We start from the raw sequence: 19,979 nt of genomic DNA, 5'->3' as shown, positions 1-19,979 counted from the left end.
CTTAGGACGGGTCCTGGCGGCGCCGCCTGGGCGGTGCCAGCCCCTACGGATTGAGTATGGGCTATAGCTACATGCTACGTCGGACAGCCTTGTAGCTCTAACTCCAGGCATAACCACGCAGGCGCCCCGGTTGTTCCCCGGACAGCCGTCTCAGGCCCGGTCCCCGTCAAGTCCGCGGCTGTTGAGGCGGGCCAGCATCAGCGCTTCGGCAAGGATGGCCTTCCGGAAGTCGCCCAGGTGCAGCGACTCATTGGCGCTGTGGGCCCGCGAGTCCGGATCCTCCACCCCTGTCACAAGGATCTGCGCCCCGGGAAAGAGTTCCACCAGGTCGGCGATGAAGGGGATGGAGCCCCCGATTCCGGTCTCGACGGCAGGAACGCCCCAGGCCTCCCCCAGCGCCCACATTGCAACGCGGGCTGCCGGGGAGGAGGTGTCGGTCTGGAAAGGGTTGCCGCTCTCCCCCGGGGTGAACACGACCCGGGCATCGAACGGTGCGTTGGCTTCCACGTGCCGGCGTACAGCGTCCATGGCCGCAGCGGGATCCTGTCCCGGGGCCAGGCGCAGGCTGAACTTGGCGCGGGCACGCGGCAGGAGGGTGTTGGACGCGACGCCGACCGCCGGGGCGTCGAAGCCGATGATGGACAGCGCCGGCTTGGTCCACAACCGTGATGCGATGCTGCCCGAGCCCGCGAGGCGGACGCCGTCCAGCACCGACGCATCCGCCCGGTAGTCGGCCTCCGGAAGATCAACGGCGACGTTGTCCGTGGCCACGAGGCCCGGGATGGCGACGTTTCCCTCCTCGTCGTGGAAGGTGGCAATAAGCCGGGACAGCAGGGTGGGCGCGTCCAGGACCGCGCCTCCGTACATGCCCGAGTGGACAGCGTGCTCCAGTACCTGGACTTCGATGACGCCGTCGACGAGCCCGCGCAGGCTGGTGGTGAGCGCAGGGATGCCCACCTTCCAGTTGCTGGAGTCGGCCACCACGATGACATCGGCGCGCAACAGGTCGCGGTTGGCCTCAAGGAAAGGACGGAAGGTGGGCGAGCCGGCTTCCTCCTCGCCCTCGAAGAAGAACGTCACTCCCAGGCCCAGGCCGTTGCCCAGGACCCCGGCAACGGCGGCGTAGGCAGCCACGTGGGCCATGATGCCCGCTTTGTCGTCCGCGGCGCCGCGGCCGTAAAGCCGGCCGTCCCTCTCCACTGCCGTGAACGGTTCAGTGTCCCACAGGTTTTCGTCTCCTGCAGGCTGGACGTCGTGGTGGGCGTACAGGAGGACGGTCGGCTTTCCCTCGGCAGCGGGACGGCGGGCGACGACGGCGGGACCTCCCGGAGTGCCGTCCGCCTTGCTGGAGTGCAGGATCTGCACCCCGTCCACGCCTGCCGCGCGCAGCACGTCCGCCACTGCTTCCGCACTTTGCTCGAGCGGTGTGCGGTCGAAGCTGGGCCAGGCGATGCCCGGTATGGCCACAAGGTCCTTAAGGGTCCCCACGGTGCTGTCGAAGGCGCGGTCGACCGCCGTGCGGAGGCCTTCCGTCCAGTCCTGTCCGTCAGGGCCGGACATGGCTGGACTGCTGTAAGGGTGCGGGGCAGATGGCGGTGTTGAAGTCATGGCGGAAACATTACCTGTGTCACATCGTTCACCTGCCCGGGCCGCCACAGGATCGGAACGGCCAGCGGGGGCCTGCAAGGGTATTCTGTTCTGGTGTTCGGACGTAAAAAGGAAGCGCCTACGGCGCAGCAATCAGTAGAGCAGCAGGCGGCAGACGCGGCAGCACGGCCAAACGGCGTTGCTGGCAAGGGCGCCCCTACTCCCACCCGCAAGGCACAGGAGGCCGCGCGGAAGCGCCCCCTGGTGCCAGAGGACCGGAAAGCCTCCAAGGCGGCCGAGCGCCAGGCCATCCAGGACCAGCGCCAGAAGATGCGCCAGGCCCTGGACACCGGTGACGAAAAGTACCTGCCCCTGCGGGACAAGGGACCCCAAAAGCGCTTCGCACGCGATTTCGTGGACGCGCGGTTCAGCCTCGGTGAATACCTGATGTTCGGCGCGCTCGTCTTTGTCCTCGTGTCGCTGGTGGTGCCCGCGTCGAGCGACCTCATGATTTACGTCCTGGGCGGGTTCTGGGTCATGTTCCTGGTGGTGTTCATCGACGTGTTCGTCCTGTCCCGCCAGCTCCGCAAGCGGCTGACGGAGAGGTTCGGTGAGGTGGAGCGGGGCACCGTCTGGTACGGCTCCATGCGCTCCCTCCAGTTCCGCAAGCTGCGGCTGCCCAAGCCCCAGGTAAAGCGCGGCCAGTACCCCTCCTGACCCGGCTTCACCACTCGAAGCGACAACAGCGCAACGAACCCCGGCGGGATTCCGCCGGGGTTCTTCTTGCCGGAAAGGGTCAGGCCCGGCGGTCCTTCGCCAGTCCGCGGTTGATCCGGGCGGCCCAGAACGGTCCCTCGTAAAGGAAGGCGGTGTACCCCTGGACGAGCGTTGCCCCGGCATCAAGGCGTTCCTGGACGTCCTGCGCGGTTTCCACACCGCCTACCGCCACAAGGGTCAGGGCGTCGCCGGTGGCCGCCCTGAGCCGGCGCAGCACCTCAAGGGAGCGCTGCTTCAGCGGAGCTCCGGAGAGTCCGCCCGCGCCGCATTGTTCTACCTCCTCGGGTGAAGAGGTGAGACCCGTCCGTCCGATCGTGGTGTTGGTGGCGATGATCCCGTCCAGCTTGAGGTCCAGCGCAAGACGGGCAACGTCGTCGATATCCTCGTTGCTGAGGTCGGGAGCGATTTTGACGAGCAGAGGCACGTGCCGCCCTGCCGCACGGTCCGCCTCCTCCCCCACCGCGGTCAGCAGCGGACGGAGGCTTTCCACGTCCTGGAGCAACCGCAGGCCGGGAGTGTTCGGTGAACTGACATTGACGACCAGGTAGTCTGCGGCGGGAGCGAGGCTGCGGGCGCTGACCAGGTAGTCATCCACGGCGTCGGCAAGCTCAACCGCCTTGGTCTTGCCGATATTCACGCCAATGACGGGGCGCACGCCCGCGTGCCGGCGCTGCAAAGCAGCCCGGGCGGCCTTGAGCCGCGGAGCCACGGCGGCGGCGCCGTCGTTGTTGAAACCCATCCGGTTGATGACTGCGCGGTCCTGCACCAGCCGGAACAGCCGCGGCTTTTCATTGCCGGGTTGGGCCTGGCCGGTGATGGTGCCCACTTCGATGTGGCCAAAGCCCAGTTCGGTGAGGGCTTCGATGCCGTGCCCCTCCTTGTCGAAGCCGGCGGCCAGGCCGAACGGCGACGGGAAGGTCACCCCGAATGCCGTGGTCTGCAGGGACGGCGCAGGGGCGGTCAGCTTCTGCAGGGCCCTGCCGGCGCCGGAAGCATGCGCCAGCCGAATGCCCTTGAATCCGATCTTGTGGGCGCGCTCTGCGTCCATCCATGAAAAGGCCAGCCTGAAGAAAGTGGGGTAAACGCGCATGCCTCCAGTCTTCCGCCTCCTGCGCCCGGACCAAAATTGCGTATCCTGCCTGCCAGGCGGTCTAGCATGAAGCCATGGGCTGGCAACAGGACATCCTGGGCGGGGAGTTCGAGTCCCGCACCTTTATTGCCTCCGGACCTGACGGCATCGGGCGCACCGCGACACTGATCCGGTTCCGCCCGGCCCGGGAATTTCTCGGCCAAGCCGGCAGGAGCCCCACGCCGGTGCTCTTCCTGCATGGCTGGAGCGACTACTTCTTCAACACTGACCTCGCCCGTTTTTGGTCCAGTGAGGGTTACGACTTCTACGCGCTGGACATGCACAACCACGGCCGAAGCCTGCGCCCCGAATTTCCCGGCGGCTACGTGGCGGACCTTGCTGACTATGACGCAGAAATAGAGACTGCCTGCCGGCTGATCGCAGAGGAGGCCGGGCCCGGCCCTGTGACCCTGATGGGCCATTCCACCGGCGGGCTGGTGGCCGTGCTCTGGGCCAGCAGGCACCCCGGTGCCGTATCACGACTGGTACTGAACAGCCCCTGGCTGGAAATGCACAGCAGCACCCTGGTCCGGCGGGCGGCCCTGGGCCTCGTGGGACCCGTTGCGCGGCTCCGTCCCGAGGCGGTACTGCGGCTTCCGGAGCGCGGCTTCTACTGGCGCACCATCAGCAGCGCCGCGGACGGGGAATGGACCCTGGATGACAAGTACCGGCCGCCCATGGCGTTTCCGGTGCGGGCCGGGTGGCTGAGTGCGGTACTGGCAGGGCATACACGGGTGGCCCGCGGCCTCGACCTGGAAATGCCTATCCTTGTCCTGCTGTCCCGGGCAAGCGCGAACGGGCTCTTTTGGTCCGAGGAGATGCGGCGGACAGACGCCGTTCTCGACGTGAACGTCATCGGCGCCCGCGCCCTCACCCTGGGCCGGACAGTGACAGTTGAACGGATTGACGGCGCACTGCATGACGTCTTCCTCTCCCCCGCCGCCGTCCGGAAGGACGCCTACGCGCGGCTGGCGCGATGGCTTCGGGCCTATGGTGCCGCTGAGGGTGCCGCATCCACCGCGCCCCCGTAGCGGCGGTCCCGCCGGGCGTATTCTTCGACGGCGGCCCACAGTGTGCGCCTGTCGACGTCCGGCCAGAGGGTGTCCATGAAGACGAACTCGGCGTACGCGGACTGCCAGAGCAGGAAGTTGGACAACCGCTGCTCCCCGGAGCTGCGAAGGAAAAGATCCACGTCGGGAAGGTCCGGCTCATCCAGGTACTTCTGGACGGTCCGCTCGGTAATCGCATTGGGCTTGAGCCTGCCGGCGGCGACGTCGGCGGCAATGGCGGAGACGGCGTCGGTGATTTCCGCGCGGCCGCCGTAATTAACACACATGGTCAACGTGCACGTGCTGTTGCCCGCCGTGAACTCCTCGGCCTCTTCAAGTTCCCGGATGACGGAGCCCCAGAGCCTGGGCCGACGGCCGGACCACCTGACCCGGACGCCCCATTCATCCAGCTGGTTCCGCTGCCTGCGGAGCACGTCCTTGTTAAATCCCATCAGGAAGCGCACTTCCTCGGGGGACCGCCGCCAGTTCTCGGTGGAAAAGGCGTAGACACTGACATACTCGATGCCGAGTTCGATCGCCCCGGCCATGACGTCCAGCAGTGCGGGCTCGCCCGCCTTGTGGCCCTCGATGCGCGGCAGGCCCCGCTGGTTGGCCCAGCGCCCGTTGCCGTCCATCACGATGGCCACATGCCGGGGAATGAATTCGGCCGCAATGTCTGGCGCCACGGCGCCGGACGGATGGGGGTAGGGAACGACCACGGGACGGGTGCGCTTGCGGGTTGTTGTGTTCTTTTTGCCCAGGACCACTGTCAGCTACGCTCCACATGCTTGAGGGATTTGAGGACTCGTTCGAGATGCCATTGCAGATAGGCCGCCACCAGTCCGGCCGCCTCTTTCCGGTGGACGGGCAACGACGCGTCCGCGGTTGCCCAATCGCCGGTGAGCAGGGCCGCCAGCAGGACAACAGTTTCGGGGGCCGGGGCAAGTGCCCCGGGCGGCCTGCAGCCGCTGCAGACCATGCCGCCGAGCGCTGCGGCGAAGGCGGTGTGCGGACCCGGCAGCCCGCAACGGGCGCAATCGGTGAAACTTGGCGCCCAGCCGCCGGTTGCCAGTGCGCGGAGCAGGTAGGAGTCAAGGATCAGGCCGGCGGGATGCTCGTCCCGGCTGAGTGCGGCCAGGGCACCGACAAGCAGGTTGTACTGCGCCGTGCCGGATTCACCGTCGACGTCCGTCAGTTTTTCCGCAGTCTCGGTCATGGCGGCTGCCACGGTGTACCGGCCGTAGTCGGCCGCTATGCTTCCGCCGTAGGCCCCCTTAGCCACTGCCTGCGTGACGATGTCGAGGCTGCGTCCTGAGACCAGCTGGAGGTCCGCGACCATAAAGGGCTCGAGCCGTGCCCCAAACCTGCTGCTGGTGCGCCGGACGCCCTTGGCGACAGCGCGGACCTGGCCGTGGTGCTTTGTCAGGAGGGTAATGATGCGGTCGGCCTCGCCCAGTTTGTGCGTACGGAGCACGACGGCGTCGTCCCGGTACGCGCGGGAGGCGAAAGAATGTTGGGCCACGCTTTTATCTTCCCATCCCCGCGGGGGCAGCACTGCCGGGCGCGGCTGTGCCGCCGGGAGGTCCCGGCGGCACAGCCGGCCTGAATCAGGCCTGGGCGTCCCGGATGGCCCGGTTGACCGCGGAGATCACGGCTTTCAGGGCGGACATGCTGGTGTTGGCGTCGATGCCGACGCCCCACAGGACCCGTTCACCCACGGCGCACTCCACGTACGCGGCGGCCAGGGCGTTGCCGCCTTCGGAGAGGGCGTGCTCGCTGTAGTCCAGCACCCGGACATCCACGCCGTCCTCGTGCAGGATGCTGAGCAGCGCGGCGATAGGCCCGTTGCCGGTTCCCGTCCTGCTCACCTGCGCCCCGTCAACGGTGAGGGACGCGTGGAGCGTGGTGCCGCCGTCGTCATCCGTTTCAGTCTTCACGGCACCAAGGGAATAGCGTCCCCACTGCCCGTCCGCCTGGCCGGAGGGCAGGTACTCATCCTGGAAGATCTGCCACAGCTGCGCGGCGCTGACCTCGCCGCCCACGGTATCCGTGCGGCGCTGGATGACACCGGAGAATTCGATCTGGGCACGGCGCGGCAGGTCCAGGCTGTGCTCGTGCTTGAGCAGGTAGGCCACGCCGCCCTTGCCGGACTGGGAATTCACCCGGATAACTGCCTCGTAGCTGCGGCCGAGGTCCTTGGGGTCGATGGGCAGGTACGGGACCTGCCAGGTGAAGTCGTCCACGGACTTGCCCGCTGCGGCGGCGTCCCGCTCCAGCGCTTCGAAGCCCTTCTTGATGGCGTCCTGGTGCGAGCCGGAGAAGGCGGTGAACACGAGGTCGCCGCCATACGGCGAACGCTCGGGCACGGGCAGCTGGTTGCAGTATTCAACGGTCCGGCGGATCTCGTCGATGTTGGAGAAGTCGATCATCGGATCGATGCCCTGCACCAGCAGGTTCAGGCCCAGGGTCACCAGGTCCACGTTGCCGGTCCGCTCGCCGTTGCCGAACAGGCAGCCTTCGATCCGGTCCGCCCCTGCCATGTAGCCCAGCTCCGCCGCTGCCACGCCGGTTCCGCGGTCGTTGTGCGGGTGGAGCGAGAGGATGATGCCCTCACGGGGGTGCAGGTGGCGGCTCATCCACTCGATCGAGTCGGCGTAGACGTTGGGGGTGGCCATCTCCACCGTGGCCGGCAGGTTGATGATGACCTGTTTGTCCGCTGAGGCTTCAAAAATGTCAGCGACGGCGTTGCACACCCGGACGGCGTACTCCAGTTCCGTTCCGGTGAAGGACTCCGGGGAGTATTCGTAGGTCACGTGGGTATCGGCGAGGGTTTCCTCGTACTTCTTGCACAGCCGGGCGCCCTGCAGGGCGATATCCAGGATGCCGTCCTCGTCCTGGTTGAAGACCACGCGGCGCTGCAGGACCGAAGTGGAGTTGTACAGGTGGACGATGGCCTGCTTGGCACCGACCAGGGATTCATAGGTCCGCTCGATCAGGTGTTCGCGTGCCTGGGTCAGGACCTGGATGGTGACGTCGTCCGGGATGTGGTTGCCCTCGATGAGCTGGCGGACAAAGTCGAAGTCGGTCTGTGACGCGGACGGGAACCCGACTTCGATTTCCTTGTAGCCCATGCTGACCAGGAGGTCGAACATCTTCATCTTGCGGGCCGGGCTCATGGGATCGATCAGTGCCTGGTTGCCGTCGCGGAGGTCCACTGCACACCAGCGGGGAGCCTTGGTGATGACCTTGTCCGGCCAGGTGCGGTCCGGCAGTTCGACTTTGATCTGGTCCTGGAACGGCGTGTACCGGTGGGCAGGCATTCCTGAGGGCTTTTGTGCGTTTCGCATTACGTGGGGCCTTTTCTTGGAGATCTTCATTGAAAGGGTGGCCGGGCAACACAAACTCCGCAGCGAGGGTGGGCCTTTGCGCTAAATCGCGCCTGTGGCCTCGCCGCGGCAGCTAAGGAGAAGGAGCTCTGCACGCACCTTTTGAGCGTAGCACGCGTGCGTAAGATGAAAGGGCACTACCGTCCGATAAGTCCACCATGCAGACCCTTTCCGGTGTTCCAGCCGGGCGGGGCCTTCCAGCAAGAGGAGCTTCAGTGCCCGTTTCGGGGATCGACCTGTCCACCATAGACCACTCGGTACGGCCGCAGGATGACCTGTATCAGCACGTCAACGGCGCCTGGCTGAAGGCCACCGAGATTCCCGACGACCGTCCGCTCGAGGGCACATTCACCGCCTTGCGGGACGGATCCGAGATCGCCGTCCGCGACATCATCGAGGAGGCGGCGGCCAAGGCCGGATCAGCCAGCGGCATCGAAAGGAAGATCGGCGACCTCTACAACAGCTTCATGGACGAGGCAGCCGTCGAGGCCAAGGGGATGGAACCCATCCGCCAGCGGCTCGCCGACATTTTTGCCACTGCGTCAGCCACCGAACTCGTAGCCCTCGCCGGGAAGCTGTTCCGGTCCGATGTCAGCGGCCTGTTCTACATCTACCCGGCGCCGGACGCCGGCAACCCGGACCGTGTGCTGCTGTACACCGGCCAGGGGGGCCTGGGGCTTCCCGATGAGTCCTACTACCGGGAGGAGAAGTTCCAGCCGATCGTTTCCGCTTACCGGAAGCATGTGGCCACCATGTTCGGCCTCGCCGATGTAGCGGATGCTGAAGCCGCTGCGGAACGGGTGGTGGCGCTTGAGACAAACCTGGCTTCGCACCACTGGGACAACGTCACGCTGCGTGATCCGCAGAAAACCTACAACCTCAAAACCGCCGACGAAGCGTCGGCACTGTTCCCCCAGTTGCCCACCTGGTTTGAAGCCGCGGGGATTGACGCCGGCAAACGGCAGGAACTGGTGGTGAGCACACCCGACTTTTTTGCAGGCGCTGCCGGGCTTTTGGACTCCGAGCCGCTGGCCGTCTGGCAGGAGTGGCTGGCCATGCGGGTCATCAGCGCCGCCGCGCCGTACCTGTCGTCCGCCTTCGTTGATGCGAACTTCGCCTTTTACGGCACCACCCTTAGCGGAACCCCGCGGAACAAGGACCGCTGGAAGCGCGGCGTGGGCGTGGTGGAAGCGGCCCTGGGTGAAGCCGTCGGACAAATTTACGTGGCACGGCATTTCCCGGAGTCGCACAAGGCCCGGATGCAGACGCTGGTGGAGAACCTGATCGAGGCCTACCGCCGCAGCATAACGGACGTGGCCTGGATGGGCGCGGACACCAAAGCTGAAGCCCTTCGGAAGCTGGAGGCTTTCCGGGCCAAGATCGGCTTTCCGGAGGAATGGATTGACTACTCCGCCGTGGAGATCGATCCTGACGACCTGCTGGGGAATGTGGAGCGGGCACACAACGCCGACGTCGACCGCCACCTGGACGAGGTAGGCAAGCCGGTGGACCGCAACAAATGGCTGATGACCCCGCAGACGGTCAACGCCTACTACCATCCGATGATGAACGAGATCGTGTTCCCGGCGGCCATCCTGCAGCCTCCGTTCTTCACCGCCGAGGCCGACGACGCCGTCAACTACGGCGGCATCGGTGCGGTGATTGGCCACGAAATCGGGCACGGCTTCGACGACCGGGGCTCGCAGTTTGACGGCGGCGGCGCCCTGCGGAACTGGTGGACAGATGAGGACCGCCGGGCGTTCGAGAAGCTCACCGCAAAGCTGGTGGAGCAGTATGACGCCTTGTCGCCCTCCGCTGCACCCGGGCATAACGTTAACGGCCGCCTTACCCTTGGCGAAAACATCGGTGACCTTGCGGGGCTTGCCATCGCGTACAAGGCGTATCTGATCAGCCTCGATGGCAAGGATCCCGAGGTCCTGGACGGGCTTACCGGGCAGCAGCGTTTCTTCGCCTCCTGGGCTGCAGGCTGGCGGCAGGTGATCCGGCAGGAAGAGGCCGTGCGCAGGCTGGCCACCGACCCGCACTCCCCCAACGAGTTCCGAACGAATGCCATCGCGAAGAACCTGGACGCCTTCCACGAAGCGTTCGACGTCACCGACCAGGACGGCATGTGGATGGCTCCGGAGGAACGCGTCAGCATCTGGTAGCCGGAACATGACAGGCGGGGCCCGCCACCTTCCCAGGTGGCGGGCCCCGCCTTCTTGGCTATTGCGTCCTACTCCTGCACGATCAGGTACGGGTTGGCCTGCTGGCAGACGGTATCGCCTGCGGTCTGGTTGACAATGTCCTCCGGCAGTGCCGCCCCCGGCCCCGTGCCGTAGGTGGTGCCAGTGGTGAAGTCGGCGCCCAGGTAGACCTGAACCCCGGATACGTTGGGCGCCGGCACCAGTTGCCCCGCAGGGATGCCGAGCAGGGCAGCGACGTCAGCGGCCACATCGGCGAAATCGGCGCCGTAGTAGACCACCGACTGTTCAACGGCCGTGCTCTCGAACTGCGCCGCCTGGGTGAATCCGCCCGAGATCAGGGCCTGGACAATTTCCTGGGCACGGCCGGGAACGCCGCTGCCGTTCGCCACGGTGACCGGCTGCAGGGCCTTGTCGTACGGCGGCACGGCGGGGGCGGTTTCGGTGGGGGCAGCCGACGGCGGTGCACTTTCCGTTGGTGCCGGGGTGGCGGGCGCGGTGGGCTCGGTGAGGTCGATGTCCTGCCGGAGGGCTGCGAACAGCTGCGAGCCCGCGGGCTCCGCGATCTGGAGCCTGTTGGGGTCCGCCACGGCCGGCGTGGTGGGAACGGACACGAACGCCACCTTGCTGATGTCGATGTCCTTGAGCCTGTTGCCGATGGTCAGCAGGGTGGGAACGGACGCCAGGCCCTTGTCCACGGTCAGGTTCCGGGTGACGACGTCGGCGATGTTCAGCATCTTGCCCGGGTCGGAGAGGGTGCCGTCGTCCTTGATCTTGCGCGTGAGTGACGAGAGGAAACCCTGCTGGGCCCTGATGCGGCCCAGGTCGCCGCCGTCGGCAAAAGCGTGGCGTGTACGCAGGAAGGCGAGGGCCATCTCGCCCTGGACGGTGGAGGTGCCGGCAGGAAGACGAAGGCGGGAATCGGGATCGTAGACGGCGTCGCTGATGCAGACCTCCACGCCTCCCACAGCGTTGGACAGTTCCTTGACCGCATTGAAGTCGGCCATCATGAAGTGGTCGATTTCCAGGCCGGTGATCTTGTTTACGGTATCCACCGCGCAGCCAATGCCGGCCTCGGCCATGGCCTCGTTGATCATGATTCCGCTGCGGGCCGGGAACTCCCGGCCGGTTTCCTCGTCCTTGCACTTGGGGATGTCCACGAGCAGGTCACGGGGGAAGCTGATGACGCTGACGCGTTTGTTGTCCTCGGAAATGTCCATGAGCATCATGACGTCGGACTTGCCGTACCCTTTGGAGTCATCAGCAGTGCCGTATTCCGCGTTCTTCCCGTCGCGGGTGTCCGAACCAAGGATCAGGATCTGCATCCGGCCCGTGGCGTCGCTGACCTGCCCCTCGCTGTTGCCGCCGCCCGCGTTCAGCGGAGCCCTGGAGATGTTGTTCTGGAGCCGCAGGTACCAGAACCCCGCAAATGCCAGCCCGCCGATGATGGCCACAGAGACGACGGCCGTAACGACCTTGAGCCAGACCGGCATGCCGCGGAGGGGGCCCAGGTGGCGGGCGGCTCCCACGGCGCCGTCGTGTGCGTGCGGGGATACAGGTCCTGTGCCTGCAGGCAGGTCTGCTCCGTTGTCGCGCATCTCGCGGCCTCGCCCCACGTGTCTGAACCTTCCTCTAATTTCAAAATCCGGTCCATTTTAGTGGTCCAGTCTGGGAAAACACCGGGCAGCGCGCCACGCGCCCCGGCAGGAGCCTGTCAGAAGCCGAGCCTGACCAGCTGTTTCGGGTCGCGCTGCCAGTCCTTGGCCACCTTGACGTGAAGGTCAAGGTAGATGCGGGTGCCCAGAAGCGCTTCGATTCCCTTGCGGGCGTTCGTCCCGACTTCGCGGAGCCTGCTGCCGCCCTTGCCGATGATGATGGCCTTTTGCGAGGGCCGTTCCACGTAGAGGTTTACGCGGACGTCCAGCAGCGGGTTGTCTTCCGGCCGGTCCTCCCGGGGGATGATTTCCTCGACCACCACGGCCAGTGAGTGCGGCAGCTCATCCCGGACACCCTCAAGGGCCGCTTCCCGGATCAGCTCCGCCACCATCACTGCCTCCGGCTCGTCAGTCAACTCACCGTCCGGATAGAGCGGCGGCGACGGCGGCATGTGGCTGATCAGCACGTCGGCAACAGTGTCAACCTGGAAGCCGTCGGTAGCCGACACCGGCACGATGTCCTGCCAGCCGCCCTCCCCCATTACTTCGCGGCCAAGCTCCGCCACCGCCAGCAGCTGTTCGGTCAGGGCCTGGCGGTCCACCAGGTCAGCCTTTGTAACGATCGCAATGACGGGCTTTCTCCCCACGGCGGCCAGCTGGGACGCAATGAACTTATCGCCGGGCCCAATCTTCTCGTTGGCCGGCAGGCAGAAGCCAATGGCGTCCACTTCCGCGAGCGTGTCCGCCACGAGGTCATTCAAGCGCTTTCCCAACAGGGTCCGCGGACGGTGGAGGCCGGGCGTGTCCACGAGGATCAGCTGGGCGTCATCCCGGTGCACGATCCCGCGGATGGTGTGGCGCGTGGTTTGCGGCTTGGCAGAGGTGATGGCCACCTTCTTCCCCACCAGGGCGTTGGTCAGGGTGGATTTGCCGGCATTGGGACGGCCCACCAGGACGGAGAAACCTGCGTGGAAACCGCCGAACTCTTCCGCTTCCGGGGCCTTACTTTTCTTGCTCACGTGGAACTCCCTGCTGGGTTGCTTCCGCCTCGTCGAGGAGGTCTTCAAGGTCAGTGTCTACTCTTGGCACCGCCGCCGCAATGATGTGGCTGACGCGGTTCCTGCGGCCCTCGAGCCTATCGGCCCGCAGGGAAACGCCATGGACCTCCACGTGGCTGCCCACGATCGGAACCCGGCCCAGCGCTTTGGCGAGGAGCCCGCCCACGGTGTCAACCTCGTCATCCTCAAGCTCAATGTCGAAGAGCTCACCGAGATCGTCGATGCTCATGCGTGCGCTGACCCTGTAGGAGCCGTCACCGAGTTCCACCGCTTCGGCGCTTTCGGTGTCGTACTCGTCCACGATTTCCCCGACGATCTCCTCGATCAGGTCTTCGAGCGTGACAAGGCCCGCCGTGCCGCCATATTCGTCGATGACGATGGCCACATGCGTGGACTCCTTCTGCAGTTCACGCAGCAGGTCGCTCACCGGCTTGGACTCGGGCACGTACCGGACTTCGCGTGCCAGCGAATCCACCAGGGGCGGTTCCTCGTCCGGGGACAGGCCATGGACCACGGCGGCAACATCCTTAAGGTAAATGATGCCAAGAATGTGGTCGGTGTCGTCCCCGATGACCGGGATCCTTGAGTAGCCGGACCGAAGGAACAGGGACATCGCCTGGTGAAGGCTGGAGCCCGATTCGATGGTGACGATATCAGTCCGGGGAACCATGACGGCACGGACCAGGGTGTCACCGAAGTCGAACACGGACTGGATCATCTCGGCCTCGGTGTCCTCGATCATGTCGGACTCGCTGGCACGCTCCACCAGTTCGCGGAACTCCTGCTCGCTGAAGAACGCCTCATCGCCGCTTGGGGCCCCGGGCGCTGCCGTACTTCCCAGGGCCACAAGCCAGCCGGGAATCGGCCCAAGGACCCACGTGAGGAAACGGAGCATCGGAGCGGTGAACCGGACCACGGCCGCGGAGTGCAACCTGCCAAGCTGGCGGGGCGAGACGCCGACGATAACGAATCCAAGCAGCGCCATGATGCCCGTGGCTGCCAGGCCGGCGAGCCAGACGTTGTCCAGGAGGGTGGAGAGCAGCACGGCGACTGCGACCGCCGAAGCCATCTCGAACCAGATACGCCAGAACCGCAGAGCCCGGATGTGCGCCACGGGCTGGGCGAGGATGCGCCGCATAGCATTGCCGCGGCTCTTGAGCAGGGCCTCCTCCGCGTCATGCCGCGGGAGGAAGCTGAACGCTGCCTCGGCAGCTGTCAGCACCGCCGCGACCGCCAGGAAAAGCAGGGCCATCGCGACCAGGAGCAGGAGCGTCACCGGGTGGTCTCGGCAGGTGCTTCTTTGCCGGTGAAGCCGGTCAGGAGTTCGCGCTGGAGACCGAACATCTCGGCCTTTTCTTCGGGCTCTGCATGGTCGTAGCCCAGCAGGTGCAGGATGCCGTGCGTGGTCAGCAGCAGCATCTCATCCTGGAGCTCGTGGCCGGCATCCTTTGCCTGCACCCGGGCGACTTGCGGGCAGATGGCGATGTCCCCAAGCATTCCCTGCGGCGTGGGCCGGTCCGGCGTTCCCGGCGTGAGTTCGTCCATGGGCACGGACAGCACATCTGTGGCTCCGGGTTCGTCCATAAGTTCGATGTGCAGCTTTTCCATGGCGGGCTCATCAACCAGCAGGATGGACAGTTCCGCCTGGGGGTGGATGTAGAGCTGTTCGAAGATGTACCGCGACAAAGCCACGAGTGCCGCTTCGTCCACCTGGACGCCGGACTCGTTGTTCACCTCGATGCTCACGCGTGTTCCCCCCGCTTTTCCTTGACTGCCGAGTGTTTGGCCCGCGCCCGCTGGGCGTCGTCCCAGATGCTGTAGGCGTTCACGATATCGCCCACGAGCCGGTGCCGCACGACGTCTGCGGCGTCCAGGACGGAAAAGTTCACGCCCTCGATACCCTGCAGGATCTCCTCCACGATGCGCAGCCCGGAACGCGTGCCGAAGGGCAGGTCCACCTGGGTGATGTCGCCGGTGACAACCATCTTGGACCCGAACCCGAGCCTTGTCAGGAACATCTTCATCTGCTCGGGCGTAGTGTTCTGGGCCTCGTCAAGGATGATGAACGCATCATTGAGCGTGCGTCCGCGCATGTAGGCGAGGGGCGCCACTTCAATGGTTCCGGCGGCCATCAGCCGCGGGATGGACTCGGGGTCCATCATGTCGTGCAGCGCATCGTACAGGGGACGCAGGTAGGGGTCGATCTTGTCGCTCAAAGTGCCGGGCAGGAAACCAAGGCGTTCCCCGGCCTCCACCGCCGGACGCGTCAGGATGATCCGGTTGACTTCTTTTTGCTGGAGCGCCTGGACCGCCTTTGCCATGGCCAGGTAGGTCTTCCCGGTACCTGCCGGCCCGATACCGAAGATCACGGTGTTGTCGTCGATGGCGTCGACATAGTTCTTCTGGTTCAGCGTCTTCGGGCGGATGGTCCGGCCGCGGCTGGAGAGGATGTCGTGGGTCAGCACGTCCACCGGGTTCTGCAGGGACTGGGTCCGCAGGAGCGCAACCAGCTGCTGGAGCACCGACGGGCTGATGACGGTGCCGCGGGCAACAAGTCCGCGGACTTCATGGAGCAGCCGCATGATCCGCGGCACGTCCGCGGTGGGACCGCTGATGGAGAGCTCGTTGCCGCGGACGTGGAAGTTGACGTCCGGGAACTGTTCCTCGATGTACCGAAGCGCCTCATCGTGGCTGCCGAGCGACTGGACCATCTGGTCGGAGTTGTCGAAGCGGACCACTTCTGTCCGGATGCCTGGGAGGGAATGCGGGAACTCTCCGGTGGCGCCTTCGCCGGCGGGCCGGCGCTTTCCGTTCGCTGATTCAGTCATAGTGTTGGCCGGCAGGCCTGTGATCCCCTCGAGGTCGGTGCAGTCTGTCTTTCCATATTACGCCAGCAGGCACCGCCGCCAGATACCGGGAGGGGGCATTAACACCCAGGGGAAGGACCAGTTCCCGTCATTAGGTATCAACTTCATATCAGCCTCATATCGTTCCCGTTTCAGTTCGGGACCGCGCCGGCAGAAGAGCCGGGCCGGCCGCGTGGGGTATGCCATGCTGATAATCCAGCCGCAGCTGGAAGACCAGGCCGCCCGGGGACCGGCCCTTCACGCCATGAAAGGACAGGCAACACACGTGCCGAAAACCGCCGCGCCCCACGGGGGCTGCCGTGCCGCCGGCGCCCGCGCCCTGGTGCTGGCTGCCCTCCTTGCGGCTGCGCCGGCGATGGCCGGGTGCATCGCCGATGCCGGCCCGTCACCCACCGGCACGCTTGTCACAGTTCCTGCGGCCACCGGCACGCCGCCGTCCACGAGTGCTCCCCTGGAAACCACCCAGTCCTCCAACAAGGCCCCGGTTTACTGGATCGGCCGCAGCGATGCGGACATTTTTCTGTACCGCGAGTTCCGCGACGTTCCCGAGCAGGAAAATCCGGTGACCCGCGCCCTGCGGTCCATGATGTCTGACAAACCGCTGGACCCTGACTTCTTTACGCCGTGGCAGAATCCCAGCGAACTTGCCACGTCGATTTCCGGCAAGGACGTCATCACCGTGGACGTCTCCGAGGACGCCTTCAACAGCAACCTCGACGCCGATATGGCGGTCCGCGCCATCCAGCAGCTCGTTTACACCGCCACGGCAGCAGCTGCAAGCTCCGGCCTGATCGATTCAGGCCAGCAGATCCGGGTGCGGATATTGGTGGACGGGCATACGGACTACGTGGCGTTCGACCACGTCCGCCTGGGCGCACTGATGACCCGCACTGCAGGGCTGGTGGCCCCGGTGTGGATTATCGACCCCCAGGAGAACGTGGAGGTTCCGGGCGGCAGCGTGAAGATCACCGGACGCAGCACCACGGCCGGCGGCAAGCTGCGGTGGCAGATCCTGCGGTCCGTCGGCGACGGCCAGACGGAACCATTCCTGACCGGGGAAACAACGGCGTCGGTGGAACAGGGACAGGCGGGCGTCTTTACGCTGGCACTGACCCTGCCGGCGGGCGATTACGAGTTGCGGGTGGCGCAGGCAGGGCCAGGTGGCGGACCGGACCAGTACAAGGACACACGGTCCTTCAAGGTGCGCTAGGCGCCCAGCGTCCCAGGATGTCGCTGGCAAGGACGACGGCCGCCGGACCGGCTGTGGAGGACCGCAGGACATGGTGTCCCAGCAGCGCGGTCGCGGCGCCCTTGTCACAGAGCCTGGTCACTTCGCGGGGACTGATGCCGCCCTCCGGCCCGACGATGAGGAGAACCTCCCGGGGCTCCCCTCCCAGGTCGGCATTCCCAACGGAGGAGCTCCATGACTCGAGGACACTGCGCAGGGGGCGCACGGCGTCCTCATGCAGGATCACGGCCAGCCCGGCGGCCTCAACGGCACGTGCCAGGGCAGCGGTGTCGACGGCGGCACGCACCTCGGGGACCCACGCCCGTCTCGCCTGCTTGGCGGCTGCGGCAACCACGGACTGCCATTTTGCATGGGCTTTGGCAGCCCGGTCGCCTTTCCAGCGGACAATGGAGCGCTCGGACTGCCAGGGAATGACGGCGTCGATACCCAGCTCCGTGGCTGTCTCGATGGCCAGTTCGTCCCGGTCGCCCTTCGCCAGCGCCTGCACCAGCACCAGCCGGATGTCCGGCCGGCTTTCGACGGAAAGCGCCGCGCACTCAACCTCCAGGGCTGCGGAGGACGCTGTTGTGACGCGGCCGGTCAGGCGGGTGCCTGCGCCGTCCACGATGTCCACGGCCTCGCCGGGGGCGAGCCGTTTGACGGCCACCGCGTGCCTGGCCTCTGCCCCTTCGAGGAGGAAGCGGCGCCCGGCCGCCATCCCGTCCAGGGTTCCCGCGGGTGTGAAGAAGACGGGGTTGCTCACCGCTACAGGTTACCGAGGCGGTCCCGGAGCTTCGCGAACATGCCGCCGCTCGCGGCGAGCTTGCCGTCGGTGATCTGCTCGCCGCGGAGCTTGGCCAGCTGGCGGAGCAGGTCTTCCTGGGCGGCGTCGAGCTTCGCCGGCGTGTCCACCTGGAGGTGCACCTTCAGGTCGCCGCGGCCGTACCCGCGCAGGTGGGTGACGCCCAGGCCGCGGAGGGTGATGATTTCACCGGACTGGGTGCCGGGCTTGACGTCGATTTCCTGGGTGCCGTCGAAAGTTTCCAGGCTAACGTCGGTGCCGAGGGCAGCGGCTGTCATGGGGATGTGCAGGGTGGCGTGCAGGTCATCGCCTTCGCGGACATACGTGGGATCGTTGTTGACGCGGATTTCCACATAGAGGTCACCCGCCGGGCCGCCGGCCGGACCGGCCTCGCCCTGGCCGGCAAGCTGGATCCGGGTGCCGGTGGCGACGCCGGCAGGAACCTTGATGGTCAGCGAACGCCGGCTGCGGATGCGGCCCTGGCCGCTGCACTCGTTGCAGGGGTCTTTGATGACCGTGCCAAATCCCTCGCAGGTGCCGCACGGCGCGGCCGTCATGACCTGGCCCAGGATGGAGCGGACCGCCCTCTGCACCTGGCCGCTGCCGCCGCAGATGTCGCAGCGCTCGGGGTGGGTTCCGGGCCTGCAGCACGAGCCTTCGCAGGTGGGGCAGGTGACCGCCGTGTCCACTTCGAGTTTCTTGTTGACGCCGAACACGGCGTCGCGCAGGTCGATCCGGACGCTGATGAGGGCATCCTGGCCGCGGCGGACGCGGGAGGCAGGCCCGGTGGAACCGCCGGCACCGAAGAACGTGTCGAAGATGTCCTGGAACGCGAAGCCCTGCCCGGCGTAGCTGCCGCCGCCAAACCCGTTGTCCGTCCCGTTTTCGTTGCCGGTGGTGTCGTAGACGCGACGCTTTTGCGGGTCCGAGAGAACTTCGTAGGCATGGGTCACTGCCTTGAAGCGGTCGGCTGCCTCTTCACCAGGGTTCACGTCCGGGTGCAGCGTGCGGGCCAGCTTGCGGTAGGCCTTCTTGATTTCTTCCCCGGTGGCCTCGGGTGAGACTCCAAGGACTTCGTAGTGGCTGCTCAAAGTTCGTATCTCTTCCTTGTTGTAATGCTGCGGTAGGGGTTCCCTGTCCGTGGTCCGGGCGGCGGTGGGGCCGCGGCGGGCCGCTTAGGGTCCCAGGATCCGGGAAAGGTAGCGGGCGACGGCCCGGACGGCGGCCATGGTGGTGGGGTAGTCCATGCGGGTGGGTCCCAGGATGCCGACCTTCGCTGCGCTGTCCGGTCCGTAGCCGGTAGCCACCACGGATGCTTCGGCGAGGCCGTCGTAGGGGTTCTCCCGCCCGATGCTGACCGCCACGCCGTGGTGGTCCTGCGCCATCTCGCTCAACAGGCGCAGCATCACCACCTGCTCCTCCAGGGCTTCCAGCACAGGGCCGATGCTGAGTGGGAAGTCAACGTTGGACCGTGCGAGGTTGGCCGTGCCTGCCATGACCATGCGGTCCTCGCGGCTGCTATGGGCAAGCAGTTCGAGCCCTTGGGCGAGTGCCTGGGCGGCCTGGCGATGGCCGGGGCTGACAGCGGAGACGACGGCGGGAAGGGACTGCCCGAGCTGGCCCAGCGGCGTTCCGGCGAGGGAGCCGAGGAACCGGGTCCGCAGCCCGGCGAGGGCGTCGTCCCCGAGGTCCTGGCCGACGTCGATGACCCGTTGTTCCACCTTGCCGCTGTCGGCAATCAGTACCACCAGCACTTTCCGGGGCGCCAGCAGGACGAACTCAATGTGGCGGATCAGGGCCCGGCTGAGGTGCGGGTACTGAACCACTGCCACCTGGTTGGTGAGCTGGGACAGCAGGCGGACAGTGCGCTCGAGGACGTCGTCGAGGTCGTCCGAACCTTCCAGCAGCGACTGGATGGCCCGGCGTTCGGCCTGCGACAGGGGCTTGACGGCGGAGATCTGGTCGACGAACAGGCGGTAACCCTTGTCCGTGGGAATCCGTCCGGCACTGGTGTGCGGGGCCGTGATGAGGCCTTCCTCCTCAAGCGCGGCCATGTCGTTGCGGATCGTGGCACTGGAAACTCCGAGGTGGTGCCTTTCCACCAGCGCCTTGGAACCGACCGGCTCGCGGGAGTGGACGTAATCCTCCACGATGGCCCGCAGTACTTCCAGTTTGCGTGGCTCGCTCACACTCCACCTCCATCCAGGGTCGGGGCGGCTGCGCACCCCGGGCGTTCT

General features: G+C 66.2%; 17 protein-coding genes. 4 read left to right on the top strand and 13 right to left on the bottom strand.

The features are described 5' to 3' along the window. Positions 1–150: 150 nt before the first annotated feature. Positions 151–1,608 (bottom strand): dipeptidase, encoded by a 1,458-nt coding sequence (locus FDW83_RS01205; protein WP_138135792.1) that lies wholly within the window; start codon positions 1,606–1,608, stop codon positions 151–153. A 93-nt stretch (positions 1,609–1,701) separates the two neighbouring features. Here FDW83_RS01205 and FDW83_RS01200 point away from each other — a divergent pair, with 93 nt between their 5' ends. Further along, positions 1,702–2,304: a DUF3043 domain-containing protein gene (locus tag FDW83_RS01200; RefSeq protein WP_138135791.1), complete on the top strand. Its 603-nt coding sequence runs from the start codon at positions 1,702–1,704 to the stop codon at positions 2,302–2,304. 79 nt (positions 2,305–2,383) lie between these two features. Here FDW83_RS01200 and FDW83_RS01195 read toward each other — a convergent pair whose 3' ends face one another. Beyond that, positions 2,384–3,454, bottom strand: coding sequence for a quinone-dependent dihydroorotate dehydrogenase (locus FDW83_RS01195; protein WP_138135790.1), 1,071 nt, complete (start codon positions 3,452–3,454; stop codon positions 2,384–2,386). 74 nt (positions 3,455–3,528) lie between these two features. Between FDW83_RS01195 and FDW83_RS01190 the strand changes: the two genes are divergently transcribed. Continuing rightward, positions 3,529–4,524 (top strand): alpha/beta hydrolase, encoded by a 996-nt coding sequence (locus FDW83_RS01190; RefSeq protein WP_138135789.1) that lies wholly within the window; start codon positions 3,529–3,531, stop codon positions 4,522–4,524. On the opposite strand, the gene FDW83_RS01185 is transcribed toward FDW83_RS01190, so the two are convergent. From FDW83_RS01185 to leuA, 3 genes are all read right to left on the bottom strand, one after another. Further along, complete coding sequence (locus tag FDW83_RS01185) at positions 4,482–5,309, bottom strand: isoprenyl transferase (RefSeq protein WP_138135788.1); 828 nt, start codon at positions 5,307–5,309, stop codon at positions 4,482–4,484. The genes FDW83_RS01190 and FDW83_RS01185 overlap by 43 nt on opposite strands. A gap of 2 nt (positions 5,310–5,311) precedes the next feature. Next, on the bottom strand, positions 5,312–6,064 hold the full coding sequence (gene recO / locus FDW83_RS01180; protein ID WP_138135787.1) for a DNA repair protein RecO: 753 nt from the start codon (positions 6,062–6,064) through the stop codon (positions 5,312–5,314). An 85-nt stretch (positions 6,065–6,149) separates the two neighbouring features. Then, positions 6,150–7,889 (bottom strand): 2-isopropylmalate synthase, encoded by a 1,740-nt coding sequence (leuA, locus tag FDW83_RS01175; RefSeq protein WP_138135786.1) that lies wholly within the window; start codon positions 7,887–7,889, stop codon positions 6,150–6,152. A gap of 254 nt (positions 7,890–8,143) precedes the next feature. On the opposite strand from leuA, the gene FDW83_RS01170 reads away from it, so the two are divergent. Further along, positions 8,144–10,096: a M13 family metallopeptidase gene (locus tag FDW83_RS01170; RefSeq protein WP_138135785.1), complete on the top strand. Its 1,953-nt coding sequence runs from the start codon at positions 8,144–8,146 to the stop codon at positions 10,094–10,096. A gap of 68 nt (positions 10,097–10,164) precedes the next feature. Here FDW83_RS01170 and FDW83_RS01165 read toward each other — a convergent pair whose 3' ends face one another. The 5 genes from FDW83_RS01165 to FDW83_RS01145 form a co-directional block, all read right to left on the bottom strand. Further along, positions 10,165–11,748, bottom strand: coding sequence for an LCP family protein (locus FDW83_RS01165; RefSeq protein ID WP_240720796.1), 1,584 nt, complete (start codon positions 11,746–11,748; stop codon positions 10,165–10,167). Between the two features lie 98 nt (positions 11,749–11,846). Then, positions 11,847–12,806, bottom strand: coding sequence for a GTPase Era (gene era, locus FDW83_RS01160; RefSeq protein ID WP_138135784.1), 960 nt, complete (start codon positions 12,804–12,806; stop codon positions 11,847–11,849). Beyond that, a complete protein-coding gene (locus FDW83_RS01155) occupies positions 12,790–14,121 on the bottom strand; it encodes a hemolysin family protein (RefSeq protein ID WP_138135783.1) in 1,332 nt (443 codons plus the stop codon). The genes era and FDW83_RS01155 overlap by 17 nt, the downstream gene beginning before the upstream one ends. Beyond that, positions 14,118–14,591 carry an rRNA maturation RNase YbeY gene (ybeY, locus tag FDW83_RS01150; RefSeq protein WP_138135782.1) on the bottom strand — a complete coding sequence of 158 codons (474 nt, stop codon included), beginning with the start codon at positions 14,589–14,591 and terminating at the stop codon, positions 14,118–14,120. The genes FDW83_RS01155 and ybeY overlap by 4 nt, the downstream gene beginning before the upstream one ends. Then, positions 14,588–15,673, bottom strand: coding sequence for a PhoH family protein (locus FDW83_RS01145; protein WP_138135781.1), 1,086 nt, complete (start codon positions 15,671–15,673; stop codon positions 14,588–14,590). Before FDW83_RS01145 ends, ybeY begins: the two co-directional genes overlap by 4 nt. Before the next feature lie 304 nt (positions 15,674–15,977). Between FDW83_RS01145 and FDW83_RS01140 the strand changes: the two genes are divergently transcribed. Beyond that, positions 15,978–16,922, top strand: a complete 945-nt coding sequence (locus FDW83_RS01140; protein WP_240720818.1) for a GerMN domain-containing protein — start codon at positions 15,978–15,980, stop codon at positions 16,920–16,922. Here the strand turns inward: FDW83_RS01140 and FDW83_RS01135 are convergent. The 3 genes from FDW83_RS01135 to hrcA form a co-directional block, all read right to left on the bottom strand. Next, positions 16,909–17,703, bottom strand: a complete 795-nt coding sequence (locus FDW83_RS01135; protein ID WP_138135780.1) for a 16S rRNA (uracil(1498)-N(3))-methyltransferase — start codon at positions 17,701–17,703, stop codon at positions 16,909–16,911. The two genes, FDW83_RS01140 and FDW83_RS01135, sit on opposite strands and share 14 nt — an antisense overlap. Positions 17,704–17,705: 2 nt before the next feature. After that, positions 17,706–18,833, bottom strand: a complete 1,128-nt coding sequence (dnaJ, locus tag FDW83_RS01130; protein WP_138135779.1) for a molecular chaperone DnaJ — start codon at positions 18,831–18,833, stop codon at positions 17,706–17,708. Positions 18,834–18,917: 84 nt separating this feature from the next. Further along, the gene (hrcA, locus tag FDW83_RS01125; protein WP_138135778.1) at positions 18,918–19,931 is read right to left on the bottom strand and encodes a heat-inducible transcriptional repressor HrcA; all 1,014 of its coding nucleotides are present in this window, start codon (positions 19,929–19,931) and stop codon (positions 18,918–18,920) included. Positions 19,932–19,979 lie beyond the last annotated feature (48 nt).

The organism is Pseudarthrobacter sp. NamE2, assembly GCF_005796205.1.
Classification (GTDB): domain Bacteria; phylum Actinomycetota; class Actinomycetes; order Actinomycetales; family Micrococcaceae; genus Arthrobacter.
This window is presented reverse-complemented; position numbering and strand designations above follow the sequence as displayed.